A 16,461-nucleotide genomic window follows, 5' to 3' on the forward strand; every position below is an offset into this window, starting at 1 on the left:
CCCAGGGAGGAGACCATGCGCGACATCCAACGGTTCATCGCCGGATTCCGGAGCTTCCGGAACGAGTATTTCTGTCGGGAGGACTCGCCCTTCTGCAAGCTGCGCGAAGGACAGAACCCCGGCACCATGGTCGTCGCGTGCAGCGACTCGCGCACCGATCCGTCCATCATCATGCAGTGCGAGCCCGGCGAGATATTCGTGGTGCGCAACGTGGCCAACATCGTGCCGCCCTACGAGTCCGACACCGGCTTCCACGGCGTGTCCTCGGCCATAGAATACGGCGTGAAGCACCTGAGGGTCGCCAACATCATCGTCCTGGGCCACAGCAGTTGCGGCGGCGTCGACGCCCTGATGCACGCAGACCCGGCAGCGGCCGGTGAGTTCATCGGCCGCTGGCTGTCCGTGATGAAGCCCGTGCGCGACGAGGTGCTGGCCCACTTCGGCAGCCCGGACAAGAAGGCGTGCACCGCCTGCGAGATGGCGGGGGCCCTGCGCTCCGTGCGCAACCTGATGACCTTCCCCTGGATCGCCGAGCGCGTGAATGCGGGCGAGTTGACCCTGCATGCCTGGTATTTCGACATGGAGACCGGCCGGCTCCTGAGCTACCTGCCCCAGACCAAGTCCTTCGAGCCCCTGGCCTCGCCCTGTCCCAAGGAGGAGTAGGGGCCGCAGGCCTTTTCAGAGCAGACGAAAAAGCCGGGCGATCACCCGGCTTTTTTTGCGCCCTTGGGGGGCGGCGTCGTTCTCCCGTTTTCGGCCTTCCGGCCGGTTCCGGCCCTGTCGTCGTGAAAGCGGTAGATGCGCCGCAGCGCCGCGACGCTCTCCACCGAGTAGTAGAGGGCGAATGCGCCGCAGAAATAGGTCACCAGGTCCCGTCGCAGGAACAGGGAGCCGAGGTAGAGCAGGAAGAAGAGGTACTTGGAGCGGACGAACTTGCGCAGCTCCACCCCCAGGCCGTTGGCGTAGACCGCCAGGCCGATGAAGATGAGGTAGGAGCAGGCGAAGAGGACCATGGCCGGGCCCCAGGCGGCGAAGTGGTCGATGGCCGCCGCCGAGAGGAAGACCACCCCGAGCTGGTCCGCCACGATGTCGATGAGCGAGCCCCCGGCGTGGGCCTGGCCCAGGCGGCGGGCCAGGGGGCCGTCCAGCCCGTCGCAGAGCACGTACAGGGCCATGCACCCCGTGGCCCACAGGGCCATGGACGGGGGAAAGAGGCAGACCAGGAGCAGGAAGAGGATGCCCGCGATGGAAACGTGGTTGGGCGTGGCCCCCGCGGCCATGAGCACCGTGACCACCGGCGAGAAGAGACGGTCCCTCGCGGCGGTGAAGGCCCGTTGTTCGGCGCGTTCTTCCTTGTTGAAATAATCCATGTCGATCCGGTCCGTTGGAAATGGCGGCCCCGGCTGTTTCGGGACCGCGTCGGGCCCGTCCGGTCGAGGCCGTACCAATTTCCGTGAATCCGGGGGCCGTGTCAACCCGGCGGCGGGATATGCGGCGCGAAAATATCGCCTTTTATATAGGGAGGGCGGCGTCCGGGCTACTTGAATTCGTCCGGGGAGAGGCCGAACCGGGCCAGCATGTTCTGGACGGCCACGCGCGAGAGGCCGGAGATGCGCGCGGCCCTGGAGACGTTGCCACCGGCCAGGGCCATGGCCTCGCGGATGTAGTTGCGCGAGAATCCGTCCACCACCTGGGCCTTGGCGTCCTTGAAGGGCGGGAGCTCGCCGTCATGCGCGGCCGTTGCGCCCGCGCCGCCCCCGGCCAGGCGGACCGTGTCCATTGCCACCATGTCGCTGGTGCCGAACACGGCCAGCTTGCGCATGGTGTTTTGCAGCTCGCGGACGTTGCCGGTCCACTCCCCGGCCGCCAGGTGGCCCAGCACTTCGGGGCTGAGCTCCTTGTCCGGCAGCCCCAGCTCGACGCACGCCTTGTGCATGAAGTAGCGCGCCAGGATGAGGATGTCTCCCTGCCGCTCCCTGAGCGGGGGCAGGGTCAGGGTCAGGACGTTGAGGCGGTGGTAGAGGTCCTCGCGGAACCGCCGGTCCGCCACGCGGGCCGGAAGGTCCTGGTTGGTGGAGGCGATGACCCGCACGTCCACGGTGCGCGAGCGGTCCGAGCCCACGGGCCGGATCTCGCCCTCCTGGAGCACGCGGAGCAGCTTGGCCTGGGTCTCCAGCGGGATGTCGCCGATCTCGTCCAGGAGTATGGTGCCGGTGTCCGCCTGGACGAAGAGGCCCTCGCGGTCGCGGTCCGCGCCGCTGAAGGCGCCCCGGACGTGGCCGAAGAGCTCGCTCTCCAGCAGGTTCTCGGGAATGGCCGTGCAGTTTACGGTGACGAAGGGCTTGTCCGCCCGATGGCTCAGGTCGCGTATCATGGTGGCCACCAGCTCCTTGCCGGTGCCGGACTCGCCGAGGATGAGCACGTTGTAGCCTGTCTGGGCCGCCGCGCCGATGGACTTGCGCAGCCGCTCCATGGCCGGGCTCTCGCCGATGAGGTGCTCGCGGTAGCGCTCCAGTTGGTTGCGCAGGTCGCGGTTCTCGTCCAGCAGGCGGCTGCGCTCCAGCCCCTTGCTGACCACCCGGAACAGGGTCTCGGTCTCGATGGGCTTGGTCAGGAAGTCGTAGGCCCCGGCTTTGAGGGCCTCCACGGCGGTCTCGATGGAGCCGTGGGCGGTGAGGACCACGGCGGACAGGGACGGGGAGCGTCGCAGGGCCGCGTCGAGCAGGTCCAGGCCGTTCATGCCGGGCATCTGGAGGTCGGTGATGAGCAGGTTGACGGGGGAGCGGCGCAGGGCGAGGAGCCCCTGCTCGCTGGACGTGGCCACCTGGATGCGCGCGTCGGGAAACTCGCCTTCGATGAGCCGGCCCAGCCCCTTGGCGAAATCCGTCTGGTCGTCGACGACCAGGATGCGCATGGGGTCGCCGCCCTTCTTGCCGCCGTTGTTCACGCCGCTTATGCCGCTGTTCATGCATCCTCCGGGGGGGGCGCCGCCGGGAACCGCAGGGTGAACACCGCGCCGCCGTTTTCGCTGTTGTCGGCCACCACCGAGCCGCCCAGGTCGCTCATGAACCCGAAGACGATGGACAGCCCGAGGCCGGTCCCCTTGTTTACCTCCTTGGTGGTGTAGAAGGGGTCGAAGATGTACTGGAGGTGCTCCGTGGCGATGCCGGGGCCGTTGTCGGCCACGCGGACCACCACTTCGCAGGCCTCGCGGTCCTGGGAGACCTCCACGCGCACCAGACCGCCGTGCTCGGGCATGGCGTCCAGGGCGTTGATGAGCAGGTTGACCATGATGTGCTCCAGGGCCTGGGCCTCGGCCAGGACCGGGGGCACGCCGTCCTCCGCCTCCACGGTGATGGCGGCGTCCAGCCGCTCGGCCTGGACCCGGAAGACGTCGGCCACGGAGCGCACGGCCTGGACCAGATCCACGGCCCGGTCCGTGGCCGCCTTGGGCCGCGCGAAGTTGAGCAGGTTCTTGAGGACGAGCTGGGCCTGGCGGGTGTGGCGGAGGATGACGTCCACGTCCTCGCCCGGCTGGCCCTCGGGCAGCCCCTTCTTGAGCAGCTCGGCGTAGCAGAGGATGACCCCGAGGGGGTTGTTGATCTCGTGGGCCAGGCCCGAGGCGAGCTTGCCCACGGTGGCCATCTTTTCGGACTGGGTCATGTGGGCCAGCAGCCGCTTCTGCTGGGTGGTCTCGTGCACGTAGACCACGGCCTGCCCGGCCTGGTCCGGCCCGGCCGGATAGACCGGGTAGATGCTCAGGGCGAAGGAGCGGCCGCTCTGGAGCGAGACCTCGCGGGATATGACCTCTCCCAGGTTGATGGAGGTCGAGATGTCGCAGTCCCGGCGTCCGGCCCCGCCCTCGCAGAGCAGGCCGATGACGTTGCCGTCGCGGATGACGCCCTCGGAGAGGTCCATGCTCAGCCGCCTGGCCGCCTCGTTGGCCACCACGGGCGAGCCCGCCGAGTCGGTCAGGAGCAGCGGCTCGGTGATGCCCTCGAAGATGGCGCGCAGGTTGGCGCTGTGGCGGACGATGGACTCCAGGGCCATGATGGTGTCCGCCGCGATGCCCAACTGGTGGCCGATGGCCTGGAGCACGGCGCGGTCCTTCTCCTCGAAGGTGCGGCCCGGCTTGTGGTAGAGGCAGAGCAGCCCCTCGGCAGTGCCCTGGGAGGACTCCACCGGGATGAAGGCGCGGCCGCCCTCGATGCGGACCCGGGATTCGGTCAGCAGCGTCACCCAGTCCGGGGGCAGGGCGTGGGGAGCGGCCGACTCGGGCCAGGAGTAGTGGCGGTTGGAGTAGAAGGTGCAGACGTAGACCGCCCGTTCGAGGTCGAAGCGCCGGGCGATGTCCGGCAGGGTGGCGTTCCACAGCTCCTGGCGCGACCCGCTGCGGCTCGCGCCGGACAGGAGCTGGACGAAGAGCTGCACGTCCGAGGCGCGGGCGCTCGCCTGGTCGGCCAGCTCGCGGGTGCGCTCGTCCACCATGGCCTCCAGGCCCGTGGCGTAGCTTTGGAGTTGCTGCCTGGCCTCGTAGAGGTAGTCGCTCAGCTTGTCGATGCCGTCGATCATCTCGCCGATCTCGTCCCCCTGCTCGACCTCGCGGACCAGGGCCAGCCCCTTGTCGTCACTGAAGTTGCGGCGGAAGCTGGTGGTCAGCAGCCGGATGTTGTTGGCCACGATGCGTTTGAAGATGACGTTGGTGGCCCCGAAATAGAGCAATGCGGCCAGGGCGAAGACCATCAGGTAGGTCATGATGGTGTTCTGGATGCGGGCCACCGAGGCCGTCACCGGCAGTCCCACAAAGTCCACGCCGCCGATGGAGTCCTCGGCGTGGTGGAAGCCCCGGTCGCCGTAGCGGGTCAGGAGCTCGGCCGGGGCGTCGGCCACCTCGCCGTGGCAATGCAGGCAGCTCTTGCGGAAGACCACGGGCCGGGCCATGACGAAGTGCCGGGTCCCGCCGATCTCCTTGTACCCCTGCCACATGGCAAGATCCGGCCGGGCGCGGAAGGTCTCCACCAGCTCGCGCTCCAGCGCGTTGGCCTCGAACTTGGGGTTGCGCGCGCCGATGGCCACCCGGCGGTAGAGGTGGCTGGTGTGGCTCTGCTCCGCCATGTCGGACATGATGTTGCGCGAGATGTAGGACGAGGACATGGCCTCGATGACGAAGGTGTCCGGCATCACCTCGTACATGCGCGGCCGGAGCTTTTGGCGCACGTAGTGCTGGACCGAGTCCACCTGGGCCAGGACCATGGTCGCCTTGTCCCGGACCTCGTTTTCGAGCACCTGGCGCATGTGGTAGGAAAAACCGGCGAAGAGCATCCCGCCGATGACCAGCGATGCCGCGAGCAGGCCGAGCAGGAACCGGCTTTGCAGTGAGTAGGGACGAGGGAGTTTCATACTTTCTGGGGCCAGTATCCCGGATGGGGGGGGCGTCCGTCAAGGGCGGCCTTGACGGCATGGAGGCGCGGCCCGTATGGTGCCAGTATCGGGAAAAGCGGGATTCGCGAGGGAGGCATGGGCATGGACGGCATGGGCGGGGTGGTATTGTTCGGCGCGGCGGCCTTTGTGGGCGTGGCCACGGCGGACATGTTCGTCCGGGCCTGGACCGGCGTCATGCGCACGGTCGCTCTGCTGGTGCTGTACTTTCGTCGTCGGATCTCGGGCGAGACCCTCTTTCTTCGGCTCAATACCGCCATTCCGCTGGCCATCCTTTGCGGCCTGACCCTCTACATCTGCTTCCTGCTCTACTTCCGCACCTACGGCCTGGGCCGCAGCGAGTCGGAGCAGGTGGGCTACTTCCTGGGGGCCGTGGGCCGCACCTTCTTCTATCTCATCGGGGTGAACCGGCTCATCGAGGCCATGTTCGACCCCCGCGACGGCGGGTAGCCTCCCGCCGCGCCCGGTTCCCGGCCTTACTCTGCCGGCGCGCCCGTCGCCGAGCCCACCGCGGGCGTGGGGCCGGGGCCGTGGGGCATGTACTCCATGGTCGAGCGCGAGTTGTGGTCGGCGTGGCCGACGATCTCCAGGTCGGTGTAGTAGAACATGCCGGTGTCGATGTTTTCCGCCACGATGAAGTCGCCGAGCGTCCGGAAGTCGTCGGACGCGTTGACCAGCATGGGCCCGGCCACATAGGTCAGGACCCAGATCATTGCGCAGGCCGCAAGGAAGGCGGCGAGGCGTTGGGGCAGGCTGCGATGTTGCATGATGTTTCTCCTTTGGAAGGGGGCGGGGGGCCTTTCGGCCCCCCTTTGCGTATGGGAGTGAGGTTGGTATTGGGGGCTAGATCTTTGCCGTGATGTCCGGGAAGACCACGTAGAACATCAGGTAGGCCATGAGCAGGGTCAGGGCCAGGTTGAACGACTGGCCGCACACGTACAGGATGAGCGGCTTGCCGCCCTTGAAGTAGTGCTTGAGCTCGCGGAAGTTGGTGGCGAGTCCGATGGCCGCGAAGGACAGGCAGAAGAACCAGCCACGGAAGAGGCGGGAGAAGCCCCGGAGCACGCCCTGGTCGATCATGGTGAACCCGGCGTCGGAGCCGAGCATGGAGTATGCCACGGAGAAGATGACCGAGGCGGTCAGGAAGCCCAGCACGAACTTGGGGAAGCGGTACCAGATTTCCATGGCGCTGACGCTCTGGCCCTCGACGCATTCGACCTTGGTGCACCAGTAGATGGCCACGCCGAAGGCGGTGACGCCGATCATGACGTTCTGGATCATCTTGATGGTGGCGGCCACGTACAGGGCCTTTTCGGACAGGAACGCGCCCGCGGCGGCCACGGCGCCGGTGGCGTCGATGGTGCCGCCCATCCAGGCGCCGCCAAGGATGTAGGGCATTCCGGTGGCCTTGATGACGGCGGGCATGAGCACCATCATGATGGAGGTGAAGACCAGGGACAGGCCGATGGACAGGGTCAGCTCCTCCTTCTTGGCCTTGCAGGCCGCGGCCGTGGCGATGGCCGCCGAGGTGCCGCAGACCGACATGTCGGCCGAGATGACCATGTTCAGCGTCTTGGACGGCATCTTGATGACCTTCTGGCCGAAGATGAAGGTGGTGATGAGCACCACCGGGGTGACCACCCAGGCCACGAAGATGCCGGGAATGCCGATGGCCACGATCTTGTTGAACAGCACTTCCGCGCCGAGCAGGACCAGGCCGGTCTTGATGAAGAATTCCACCTGGAGGGCCTTCTTGGCCCAGTTGGGGGTGCCGATGGTGTTGGAGATGAGCAGGCCGATGGCGATGGCCCAGGCCGCGTCGCCCACGCCGTACTTCTTCATGGTCGCCTGGCTGGCCATCAGGTAGGCCAGCACGGCCACGGCGAAGACCAGGCCGAAGCCCTTGATAAACTTCTTCGAGCTGCCGTCGATGAAATGCATTCCGAAGGCGAAGATCGCGCCGAACCCGACCAGCAGCAGGGCCAGGCCCGGGAACAGGTTGTAGGGCTTGTGGTGGACCTTCTTCTTGACCGAGGACTCCTTGGACCGCAGCTTGAGCCAGCTCTCGATGGCCGACGAGGCGTCGGCGTTCAGCTTGGCGTCCAGGAAGCCCGCCTGCTCGGCCACGGCCTGGGCCGCCAGGGCGTCGGTCTTGGCCTGGGCCGCGGCCGCCTTGGCCGCCTCATAGGCGGGCATGGCCTTGGCGTTCTTGGCGTCGGCCTGGGCCTTGGTCTGGATGAAGGCGTTAAGCGGGTTGGCGGTCCAGGACTTGGGGTGGGCCATCAGGCCCGCAATGGTCTTGCCGATGGACTGGTCCTTGGCCTTGACCTTCTCCTTGGCTGTCTGGGCTTCGTACCAGGCCACGGTCTTGAACGGGGCTCGGTTCGCCTCGGCGGCCATGACGGCGTTGGCCTTGGTGAAGGTCTCGTCCATCCCGGCGGGCTTGTTGTTGAAAAAGATCAGCGCCCCGATGACCAGGATCACGAACCCCAGCCAGATGGCCCAGTAATCCTCCAGCTTCCAGAGGTCGGACCAGGAGCTCTTCCCCTTGTCCACGACCACTTCGTTCGTCTGCTGCACGGTGTTTTCAGCCATTCGTTTATCTCCTCACAGTGTTCTTTCGATGGGGGACCGGCAACCATAGGCGGCCCCGACAACTTCCTCGCCTTTTCATAAGCAAGGGGCGGGCCAAGTCCTGCACGACGTTACATCCACTTGAATTTACTAGACTAACATTTTGAGGGCCCGCGAAAAATGCAAAGTCGGCTTTGCAGTCGCGAAAGCGCGCTTTTCAGCTTCGCGCATGTCGCCGCGTCGAATCTGCGGGATATCGGATGCACAAAAATAATATCGGTGCACAAATGAACGGGTATGCTGAAAAGTAGCCGCCGCAACCAAACCGGCGGGAGCATGGCGATGTTTTGGAGGGAAATCATGGATTTACGGTTAAAGCTGTATACGTCGGTCACCTTGCTGCTGCTCATCGGCATGGGCATGTTCGGGGCGACCTTGGTCATCACGGCGGCCCAGGAGTCGGACGGGCTGGTCATCAACCTGGCCGGGCGGCAGCGCATGCTCGGCCAGAAGGTCGCCAAGGAGGCGCTGTTCGCCATGCGCCGGGAGCGCGGAGGCGCGGACGCCGCGTCCATGCGCGCCCAGGCGGAGCGCTCGGCACTGGTCTTCGAGAGGACCCTGGCCGCGCTGACGGGCGGCGGCGCCGCCCCGACCACGCTGGACCCGGCGGGCCCGGCGGCGGCCATCCCGGCCCCGTCGGACGCGGTCCATACTCAACTGCTCGCGGTGGGCGGGGACTGGGAAGCGTTTCGCCGCGACCTTGCGGCTCTGATGGCCCGGGGCGAGGGCGACGACCAGTTCCTGGCCCGGAGCCAGGCCGTGCTCGGCTCCATGAACAAGGCGGTGAGCATGATGCAGGCCGAGTCCGAGGCGCGGGTTGACGTCCTGCTGGTCAGCCAACTGGTGGGCGTTGCGGTGATGATACTCATCGCCCTGTTCGTGGCGCGCATGATGCACCGCGACGTGATCCGGCCCCTGGGCGGGTTTCAGCGCGTGGCCGAGGGCATGCGCGAGGGCGACCTGCGTCTGGCCGGGACCCTGGCCAATGGCCGCAATGACGAGATCGGACGGGTCTCCCGAAGCCTCGGGGCCATGGCCGACCGGCTGGCCCAGGTCATCGGCAACGCCAAGCACTCGGCCGACGCCGTGGCCTCGGGCAGCGCCGAGATAGCCACCGGGGCACAGACCCTGGCCCGGTGCTCGGCGCAGCAGTCCGGGGCCATCGACCACATCTCGACCCTCACGGAGAGCATCCGGACCTCCATCGGCAACGCCACGGACAACTCCCGCAAGACCTACGACATCGCGGTCCAGGCTGCGGCCGAGGCCCGCAGGGGCGGCCAGTCGGTCACCGCCGCGCTGGAGGCGGTCAAGACCATTGCCGAGAAGATCACCATCATCGGGGAGATCGCCCGCCAGACCAACCTCCTGGCCCTCAACGCGGCCATCGAGGCCGCGCGGGCGGGCGAGCACGGCAAGGGCTTCGCCGTGGTGGCGGCCGAGGTCCGCAAGCTGGCCGAACGAAGCGGTCACGCGGCGGGCGAGATCGGCGAGCTTTCGGCCAGCACGGCGCGCATTTCGGACGAGGCCGGGGCCGTGCTGGAGCGGCTGGTGCCCGAGATCGAGCGCACGGCCGAGATGGTGGAGGAGATCACCGCCCTGGGCGCGGAGCAGCGCGAGGGCGTGGAGATGGTCACCTCCGAGGTGGCCGGGCTTGACCGCATCATCCACGACAACACCGCGCTGGCGGACCGGCTCTCGTCCACGGCCGAGGACCTGGCCGGGCAGGCCGCCACCCTGGACGGCGACATGCGGTTTTTCCGGACCGGCGGGGAGCACGACAGCTCCGGCCGCAGACCCGCCCGGCGCTCGTCCGGAACCCCGCGGGAGACGGGCCGCCGTCTGCCCGAAAACAAGGTCGTCCGGACCGTCCAGGCGCGCCCGGCCGCGCGTCCGGCCCTGGCGCGCCCGGCGTCCGCCCCGGTCGCACTCTCGTCCGAACACCGCGACCTCATCCATTGGGACGACTCCTTCCTGCTCGGCATCGACCGTATCGACGGGCAGCACCGGCGACTTGTGGACATGGTCAACCGGCTGGCCGCCGCCATGGGCGGGGGCAAGGGCGCGGACGTGCTCGGCGATATCTTCGACGGGCTGAAGGCCTACACCGTGGAGCATTTCAGCGCCGAGGAGGAGCTCTTCGACCGGTACGGCTATTCCGGCGGGGAACAGCACAAGCGGGTCCATGCCGATCTGCTGGCCAAGGTCGTGGAGTTCGAAACCGAGTTCAAGGCCGGGCGGACCTCCCTGAGCCGCGAACTGCTCCTGTTCCTCAAGGACTGGCTCGTCAGCCACATCAAGGGAACGGACGCGGCCTACGCCCCGTTCCTGCGCGAGGCCATGGGGGCGTGATCCGGGGCGGCTTCGGCCGCCTCGCGCTTTCGCCGTGCGAGGACGGCCGGTCGGGTATCCCGGAGCGGGCATGTCCCGCCGGATTCGGGCCCGGCCCGATGCGGTCCGTCGTCGCCTCCTCATTCCCAGGCCCGGCGGCGCACACGCTCCGCCCCGGTCTCGAACGCCCATCCCTTCGGTCCGCTCTGGGCCACCTTCGTCCTCGGCGACCTGATCGGCGCGCCCTTGGCCCCCGCAGCCAGGCTCTGCTCCTCCGCGGCGAGTTCAACGCCTTCCCGCCCGATGACGCGGCCGGGCTGTCGGCCCGCTTCCGCAACACCCTTGCGGCCGGTAGCGTGACCGAAACGGCCGTCCGGCGATGAAACCATTGCGGGTCCAGCGCCATCCTCACCGGAGAACCGCGGTTTGACTTTGGCGGACTCCGCCCCTACCGTGCGAGAATCGGAACAGGCGGAGCGGTGGACGACAACGCGCCCGATGCGGCGCACAGCGCGAGGAGAACGGATGAAACGGTCGGCGCGATGGATGTGGCTGGCCCTGGCCCTGTGCCTGGGGCTCGGGATGGGCGGGAGCGCCCTGGCCGAGGAGGCGGAGTTCGACGCGCACGCCTCCAGCTACCGCTATTTCTTCAAGGACGGGGACATGGATTTCCATTTCGGCAACCTGATCCTGGGCGCGGCGGTCAACGGCGGCGCGTCCACGGGCGAGGCGTTCTACGCCGCCTCGCGGATCAAGGACGGCGACGCGCTGACCTGGGCCAACCAGTGGAACGGTCTGGCCGGGCGCGTGCTGGCGCGGGGCGAGGCGTCCCTGGCCGCCGGACGCGCGGTCAGCGCGCGGGCGCAGTTCCTGCGCGCGGCCTATTACTACAGGGTATCGGTCCTCTCCCTGTCCCCGGCCGACCCCGGCTTCCTGGACCGGGGCAACCGCTGCCGCGCGCTGATGCAACGGGCCGGAGCGCTGATGAGCCCGAAGCTGGAATATTTCGAGCTGCCCTTCGAGGGCGGGGCGCTGCCCGGCTATTTCCGCGCGGCGCGGGCGGACGGCGGGGCCGCGCCGACCCTGCTCATGATCGGCGGGGGCGAGACCTTTATCGAGGACCTCTATTTCTACATCGCGGACCAGGCCCATGCGCGCGGCTGGAACTTCCTGACCGTGGACCTGCCCGGACAGGGGCTCATGCCCTTTTTCGGCCAGGTCTTCCGCACGGACAGCCATGTGCCGCTCAAGCTGGCGGTGGACTACGCCCTGTCCCGGCCCGAGGTGGACCCGGCGCGGCTGGCCGCCTACGGTATCAGCGGCGGCGGCCTCTTCGCGCCCCAACTGGCGGAGCACGACCCGCGCGTTCGGGCCGTGGCCATGAACTCGGCCGTGGTGGACGCACACGCCCTGTTCGCCACCATGCCCGCCGCCCTGGCGGACGAGGCGGAGATGGCGGGCTGGACGCCGTTCCACGCGGCCGTGGTCTCGAACATCTGCTGGCGCTACGGGGTGGACCACCCCGCAGGGCTGGTGGAGGCCAACCGGGGCAACACCTTCGACCCGGCCAAGATCCTGGTCCCTGCCCTCATCATGGTGGGGGAGGGCGAATACGCCAGCGCCGAGGTGAAGCGCCAGCAGCGTCTGGCCCTGGACGGCTTCCCCAATCCGGCCAGGCGGATGGTCGTCACCCCCACGGACGAGGGGGCGACCAACCACTGCGTCATGGAGAACCGGGCCCTGGTGGGCCAGGTCCTCTTCGACTGGCTGGACGAGGTCCTGCCCTAGGCGGGCCGACCCGCAACGGCGTTCGACGCGCCATGGCAAAAAACAGGCCCTTTTCCGAAAGGGGCCGGTCGGCTTTTCCTGATGCTAGCCGCGTCGGCCGCGTCCCATGCCCCGGCCCTTGCCCATGCCGCGCCCCTTGCCCCGGCCGTGGCCAGGGCCCATGCCCCGGCCGCGCCCGCGCCCGCCGGGGCCGAAGCCGGGCTCCCCGGCCAGGGAGGCCTCGCTCAGGGAGGCCGCCACCTTGGCCAGGATGTCGCGCAGGGCGCTCCGTTCCCCGTCGTCCAGGCAGGCGAAGACGTCGGCTGGCCCGTTCGTCCCGTCGTCGGGCGGAGCGTCGTCACTCGTCTCGCCGGAGGCCAGGGCCCGGTCCGTGGCGGAGATGACGAAGCCCCGCCGGTCCTCGGGATTGCGCTCCCGGCTGATCCATCCGCCCAGCTCCAGCTTGCGCAGGACCTCGCTCAGAGAGGAGGAGCGCACGTCCAGCTCCTCCAGCAGGTCGCGCTGGCTGACCGGGCCGCGCTCGCGCAGCAGGCCAAGGACGTGGGACTGGGCGTGGCTGGCGCTGTCCAGCCGGTGATGGACTCTGGCCATGAGGCGCGATGTCCGGCGGAACAGGTCGGCCAACTCGGCGTCGGCCACCGGGGCGGTCTTTTCCGGATCGCTCATCGCCGCGCCTCCGCGAGCAGGGCCCGCCCGTAGGCCGCGCCCTTGGGGCAGCCGGGATTGCCCAGCGGGCAGTGGTTGTCGCACAGGGGGCAGGTCCCGGCCGCCGCCGGAACGGCCCGGCGCATCGAGTTGGCCCACGCCTCGCCGTTGCGGCCGGGCATGGCCCGGGGTTGCGCGTCGGCGGGCCGGACCATGGATACTGGGCCGACATACGTCCGGTCGGCGGAAAAACCACCTCCGGCCCGGCCCATGCCGCGCCCGCAGTTTTGTCGGCCGCGCCCGAAATTGTTTTCATCCGCGCTGCGGCCGCCGAAGCTGTCGCCAACATCGGCCCCGGCCCCGGTTCGGCCGAACCCGCCGAACATCCGGCCCAGGAACCGGCGCATCCGGCCGCCGCGCCGGGGCAGCCCGGTCATACCGTCCGGCCCTGCGCCATATCCGGCCGCGCGCGGTCCGAATCCGGGGCCTGCCACGTCGCGAGGTCGGCCGAATATCGGTCCACGGACCGCGCCGTACCCGGCGGCCCGGCGTCCGTAGCCCATGCCGAAGCCTCCGGCCCCGTTTCCGTTCTTTCGCCCGAAGCCGTGCGCCCCCTTCCTGTCTTCGGGGCCGAAGCCGCGTGACCCCTTCCCCCAGCCAGGGCCGGAAACGTACTGACCTTTCCTGCCGATCCGGCCGAAATCTTGCTGCTCGGCCCCAATCTTGTGACCGAAACCACGCGTTACAGCTTCGTTGCCGGGGAAAGCTCCGGACGGACCGAACCCGCGCCCAGGGCCGCCGGTGCGTGCCGCCGTCTCGCGGTCGTTCGCAGCAAAACCGTCCGCGCGCCTGCCGCGTCCATTCCCGTCGAAACCATTGGCGCGCATCCCCCGCCCGCCGCCAGAGCCGAATCCGGGACCGGAACCGCGTCTGTTTCGTCCCATCTCTTCCTTTTCCCAAAATCTCATGTTGTGCTCCTTGCAATCGGATGTCGTTTTTTATGTAGGTACCTTCGTTTCAATGACCCATATATGATCGAATCCTCCTGTGTCAACTTAAAAAGGTACCTTCACATTTTCACCGACGGCCGGATCGTCTGGAGTGCGCTTCGTTTCATCTGCCAGGCCTTTCCCGGCCCGGTAACATCCTGGCCCAGGCCTGGCGGATCGCCTCATCCGGCCTGATCGCCTCGCCCCGCCGAGGAGGCGGAAAGGGCGGAACCAGGCCTTTTTGACGACGTTACGGGAGCATTGCAGAATTGTTGCAATCAGCAAAATACGGGAATGTGTCCCCCGAGAGGCCGACAACCCGGCCAGCTCGGCCGGTGCGGCGGCGCGGCGGCGAGCTATGGCCGGGAATTATGGGTAGTTGAATGATTCGAAGTGAATAGATGGAGCAATGCGGTTGCCTGGATGGACGCATCCTTTGTTGCGTGGCACTACGACTTCGGGTCCATGGGCGGCGGGGGCTACGCCTCCTTCTTCAACAGCCTGCGCATGGCCGTCTACACCGCGTTCTGCGGCTGCGTCACCGCCTTCTTTTCGGCCTACGTGCTGGAGAAGTTTCGCGAGTTCCCCAGGATGCGCCAGATCTGCGGCCAGCTCTCGCTGCTGCCCATGGCCCTGCCCGGCCTGGTCATCGGCCTGGCCCACATCCTCTTCAACAAGCCGGGCTGGGAGGTCCTCGGGCTGTTCATCCCCAACCCCCTGACCAGCCTCTACGGCACCATGGGCATCCTGGTGCTCAGCAACCTGATCTACTTCCACACCGTCAGCTTTCTCACGGCCAGCACGGCCCTCAGGCAGCTCGACCACCAGTTCGAGTCCGTGTCCGAGTCGCTGTCCGCGCCGTTCACCCGGCTGTTCCTCAAGGTCACGGTGCCGGTCTGCCTGCCCGCCATCCTGGAGATCGGCTACTACTTCTTCGTTCGGGCCATGACGACCCTGTCGGCGGTTATCTTCCTCTACTCGGCGGCCCTGCCCATCGCGGTGGTGGCCGTGGCCAACATGGGCGACGCCGGCGACACCGCCCCGGCGCTGGCCATGTGCGTGCTCATCGTGGCCACCAACCTGGCGGCGCGCCTGCTCTACGGCGCGCTCACCTCGGGCCTCAAGAAGCGGACCAGCGCCTGGGCGCGGCGGTAGGGGGGCGCATGAACATCGCCCGCCGGGACCACATGGCCGTTGACGCGGCCGGGAAAACCGTGTTCTTCAAGCTGTCAATCACGGGCGCGCCGCACTCCGCCGATGCACCGGCGCCGGCCGGGCGCGCGCCGCAAAGCGGGGCATCCCATGACGCCGTTGGTCTTTTCGCTGGTGCTGGCATCGGCGCTGCTGCACATCATCTGGAACTCGGTGGTCAAGGCCAGCCCGGACAAGGCGTCCTTCGCCTGGCTGACCTCGGCGGGGGCCGTGCTCTTCCTGTGCCTGATCTGGCCTCTGGGACGCTGGCTGGAGCCGGGGGCCTCGCTGACGCCCGAGGTGCTGGCCTGGGCCGGGCTCTCGGGCTGCTTTCAGACGGCCTATGTCATCCTGCTCTTCGCGGCCTACGAGGCCGTGGACCTCTCGGTGGTCTACCCGGTGAACCGGGGCGGCGCGCCGATCATGGTCATGGCGGCGGCCGGGTTCCTGGTGGGCGACACGGTCTCGCCCATGCAGGGCGCGGGCGTGGCCCTGACCGCCCTGGGCGCGCTGGCCGTCGGCCTGACCAACCGCAACGCGGCCGGGCGCATCAGCCTGAAGGGACTGGCCCTGTGCCTGCTCACCTCGGCGGCCACGGCGGGCTACATCATCACGGACCGCAAGGTCATGTCCTCCATGGGGCCGGTCCGGCCCATGGACTACCTGCTGGCCTGCACGGTGTTCCAGACCGTGGGCATCACCCTGTGGATGGCGGCGCGCCGCTTCCGCTTCGCGACGCTTTACGAGGTCTTCGCGGCACATCGGCGCAGCGTGATCCTGGCCTCGATCTTCATTCCGCTCTCCTACCTGCTGATCGTCGCGGCCCTGCGCTACGGCAACGTGACCCTGATCTCGGCCGGACGCAACGTGAGCATCCTGCTCTCTGCCCTGGCCGGACGGCTCATCCTGCACGAGAACGTCTCGCCGCGCCGCGCTCTGGGCACGGTGGGAATCTTCATCGGGCTGGTGCTCATCGCCTTCCGGTAAGTGTCCGGTCACTGACGGAAAACGGGGGACGGGCATGAGCGCGTACTCCATCTCCCTCGGCCCGCGCCGTACGCCTTCAAGGGCCTGAGCGACCTGATGGCCAAGGCCTCGCCGCGCCGCTCCGGCGACGAACTGGCGGGCGTGGCCTTCGTCATGGGCGTGTCCGGCGTCAATCTCAAGGATGAGCGGGAGATTGCGCCCGCGCGCACGATCAAGGGCGTCTCGTGATTTTGGAAGAGGCATTACCGGGCAAGAGAGAACAGTACTCCCGCCTGGGAGAGAGGGTCGGGGGGAGCGGTGTTCCCCCCCTCGCCGCCCCGTCCACGGGGCAAGAAGCTGATCCAAACGGCCTCCACTCCCGCAGCCAAGTCGCAAAAAATAAAAAGCTCCAGGGCTGCGAAAAACCGCTCCGGCCGTTTGGTCAGCTTCTAAGCCGCCTGGCCGAAGGGCTGCACTG

The 16,461-nt window shown here is 67.9% G+C and carries 14 protein-coding genes; 7 read left to right on the top strand and 7 right to left on the bottom strand.

Going from position 1 to position 16,461, the window contains the following annotated elements; translation table 11 throughout:
- The first annotated feature begins 15 nt into the window (after positions 1 to 15).
- Positions 16 to 663: a carbonic anhydrase gene (locus tag PHP91_RS10305; RefSeq protein ID WP_300140217.1), complete on the top strand. Its 648-nt coding sequence runs from the start codon at positions 16 to 18 to the stop codon at positions 661 to 663.
- 41 nt (positions 664 to 704) lie between these two features.
- On the opposite strand, the gene PHP91_RS10310 is transcribed toward PHP91_RS10305, so the two are convergent.
- The 3 genes from PHP91_RS10310 to PHP91_RS10320 form a co-directional block, all read right to left on the bottom strand.
- Positions 705 to 1,370 carry a CDP-alcohol phosphatidyltransferase family protein gene (locus PHP91_RS10310; RefSeq protein ID WP_300140219.1) on the bottom strand — a complete coding sequence of 222 codons (666 nt, stop codon included), beginning with the start codon at positions 1,368 to 1,370 and terminating at the stop codon, positions 705 to 707.
- Between the two features lie 167 nt (positions 1,371 to 1,537).
- The gene (locus PHP91_RS10315; protein ID WP_300140221.1) at positions 1,538 to 2,968 is read right to left on the bottom strand and encodes a sigma-54 dependent transcriptional regulator; all 1,431 of its coding nucleotides are present in this window, start codon (positions 2,966 to 2,968) and stop codon (positions 1,538 to 1,540) included.
- Positions 2,965 to 5,400, bottom strand: coding sequence for a DUF3365 domain-containing protein (locus PHP91_RS10320; RefSeq protein WP_300140223.1), 2,436 nt, complete (start codon positions 5,398 to 5,400; stop codon positions 2,965 to 2,967). The genes PHP91_RS10315 and PHP91_RS10320 overlap by 4 nt, the downstream gene beginning before the upstream one ends.
- Before the next feature lie 117 nt (positions 5,401 to 5,517).
- Between PHP91_RS10320 and PHP91_RS10325 the strand changes: the two genes are divergently transcribed.
- Complete coding sequence (locus PHP91_RS10325) at positions 5,518 to 5,889, top strand: hypothetical protein (protein WP_300140225.1); 372 nt, start codon at positions 5,518 to 5,520, stop codon at positions 5,887 to 5,889.
- A gap of 26 nt (positions 5,890 to 5,915) precedes the next feature.
- Here the strand turns inward: PHP91_RS10325 and PHP91_RS10330 are convergent, their stop codons facing one another.
- The gene (locus PHP91_RS10330) at positions 5,916 to 6,206 is read right to left on the bottom strand and encodes a hypothetical protein (protein WP_300140227.1); all 291 of its coding nucleotides are present in this window, start codon (positions 6,204 to 6,206) and stop codon (positions 5,916 to 5,918) included.
- Between the two features lie 76 nt (positions 6,207 to 6,282).
- Positions 6,283 to 8,034 carry a putative sulfate exporter family transporter gene (locus PHP91_RS10335; RefSeq protein WP_300140229.1) on the bottom strand — a complete coding sequence of 584 codons (1,752 nt, stop codon included), beginning with the start codon at positions 8,032 to 8,034 and terminating at the stop codon, positions 6,283 to 6,285.
- Positions 8,035 to 8,373: 339 nt separating this feature from the next.
- Between PHP91_RS10335 and PHP91_RS10340 the strand changes: the two genes are divergently transcribed.
- Positions 8,374 to 10,425 (top strand): bacteriohemerythrin, encoded by a 2,052-nt coding sequence (locus PHP91_RS10340; RefSeq protein WP_300140231.1) that lies wholly within the window; start codon positions 8,374 to 8,376, stop codon positions 10,423 to 10,425.
- Between the two features lie 504 nt (positions 10,426 to 10,929).
- Positions 10,930 to 12,192 (top strand): alpha/beta hydrolase, encoded by a 1,263-nt coding sequence (locus PHP91_RS10345; protein ID WP_300140233.1) that lies wholly within the window; start codon positions 10,930 to 10,932, stop codon positions 12,190 to 12,192.
- Positions 12,193 to 12,276: 84 nt separating this feature from the next.
- On the opposite strand, the gene PHP91_RS10350 is transcribed toward PHP91_RS10345, so the two are convergent.
- Together PHP91_RS10350 and PHP91_RS10355 are read right to left on the bottom strand one after the other, a co-directional pair.
- The gene (locus tag PHP91_RS10350) at positions 12,277 to 12,858 is read right to left on the bottom strand and encodes a MarR family transcriptional regulator (protein ID WP_300140235.1); all 582 of its coding nucleotides are present in this window, start codon (positions 12,856 to 12,858) and stop codon (positions 12,277 to 12,279) included.
- Complete coding sequence (locus PHP91_RS10355; protein WP_300140237.1) at positions 12,855 to 13,400, bottom strand: hypothetical protein; 546 nt, start codon at positions 13,398 to 13,400, stop codon at positions 12,855 to 12,857. The genes PHP91_RS10350 and PHP91_RS10355 overlap by 4 nt, the downstream gene beginning before the upstream one ends.
- Positions 13,401 to 14,249: 849 nt before the next feature.
- On the opposite strand from PHP91_RS10355, the gene PHP91_RS10360 reads away from it, so the two are divergent.
- The 3 genes from PHP91_RS10360 to PHP91_RS10370 all read left to right on the top strand — a co-directional run bounded on the left by PHP91_RS10360 (position 14,250) and on the right by PHP91_RS10370 (position 16,232).
- Positions 14,250 to 14,981 carry an ABC transporter permease subunit gene (locus PHP91_RS10360; RefSeq protein ID WP_300140239.1) on the top strand — a complete coding sequence of 244 codons (732 nt, stop codon included), beginning with the start codon at positions 14,250 to 14,252 and terminating at the stop codon, positions 14,979 to 14,981.
- Between the two features lie 147 nt (positions 14,982 to 15,128).
- The gene (locus PHP91_RS10365; protein ID WP_300140241.1) at positions 15,129 to 16,004 is read left to right on the top strand and encodes a DMT family transporter; all 876 of its coding nucleotides are present in this window, start codon (positions 15,129 to 15,131) and stop codon (positions 16,002 to 16,004) included.
- Between the two features lie 96 nt (positions 16,005 to 16,100).
- Positions 16,101 to 16,232 (top strand): hypothetical protein, encoded by a 132-nt coding sequence (locus PHP91_RS10370; protein ID WP_300140243.1) that lies wholly within the window; start codon positions 16,101 to 16,103, stop codon positions 16,230 to 16,232.
- The last annotated feature ends 229 nt before the right edge of the window (positions 16,233 to 16,461 follow it).

It is taken from the genome of Pseudodesulfovibrio sp. (genome assembly GCF_028692895.1).
Classification (GTDB): domain Bacteria; phylum Desulfobacterota; class Desulfovibrionia; order Desulfovibrionales; family Desulfovibrionaceae; genus Pseudodesulfovibrio.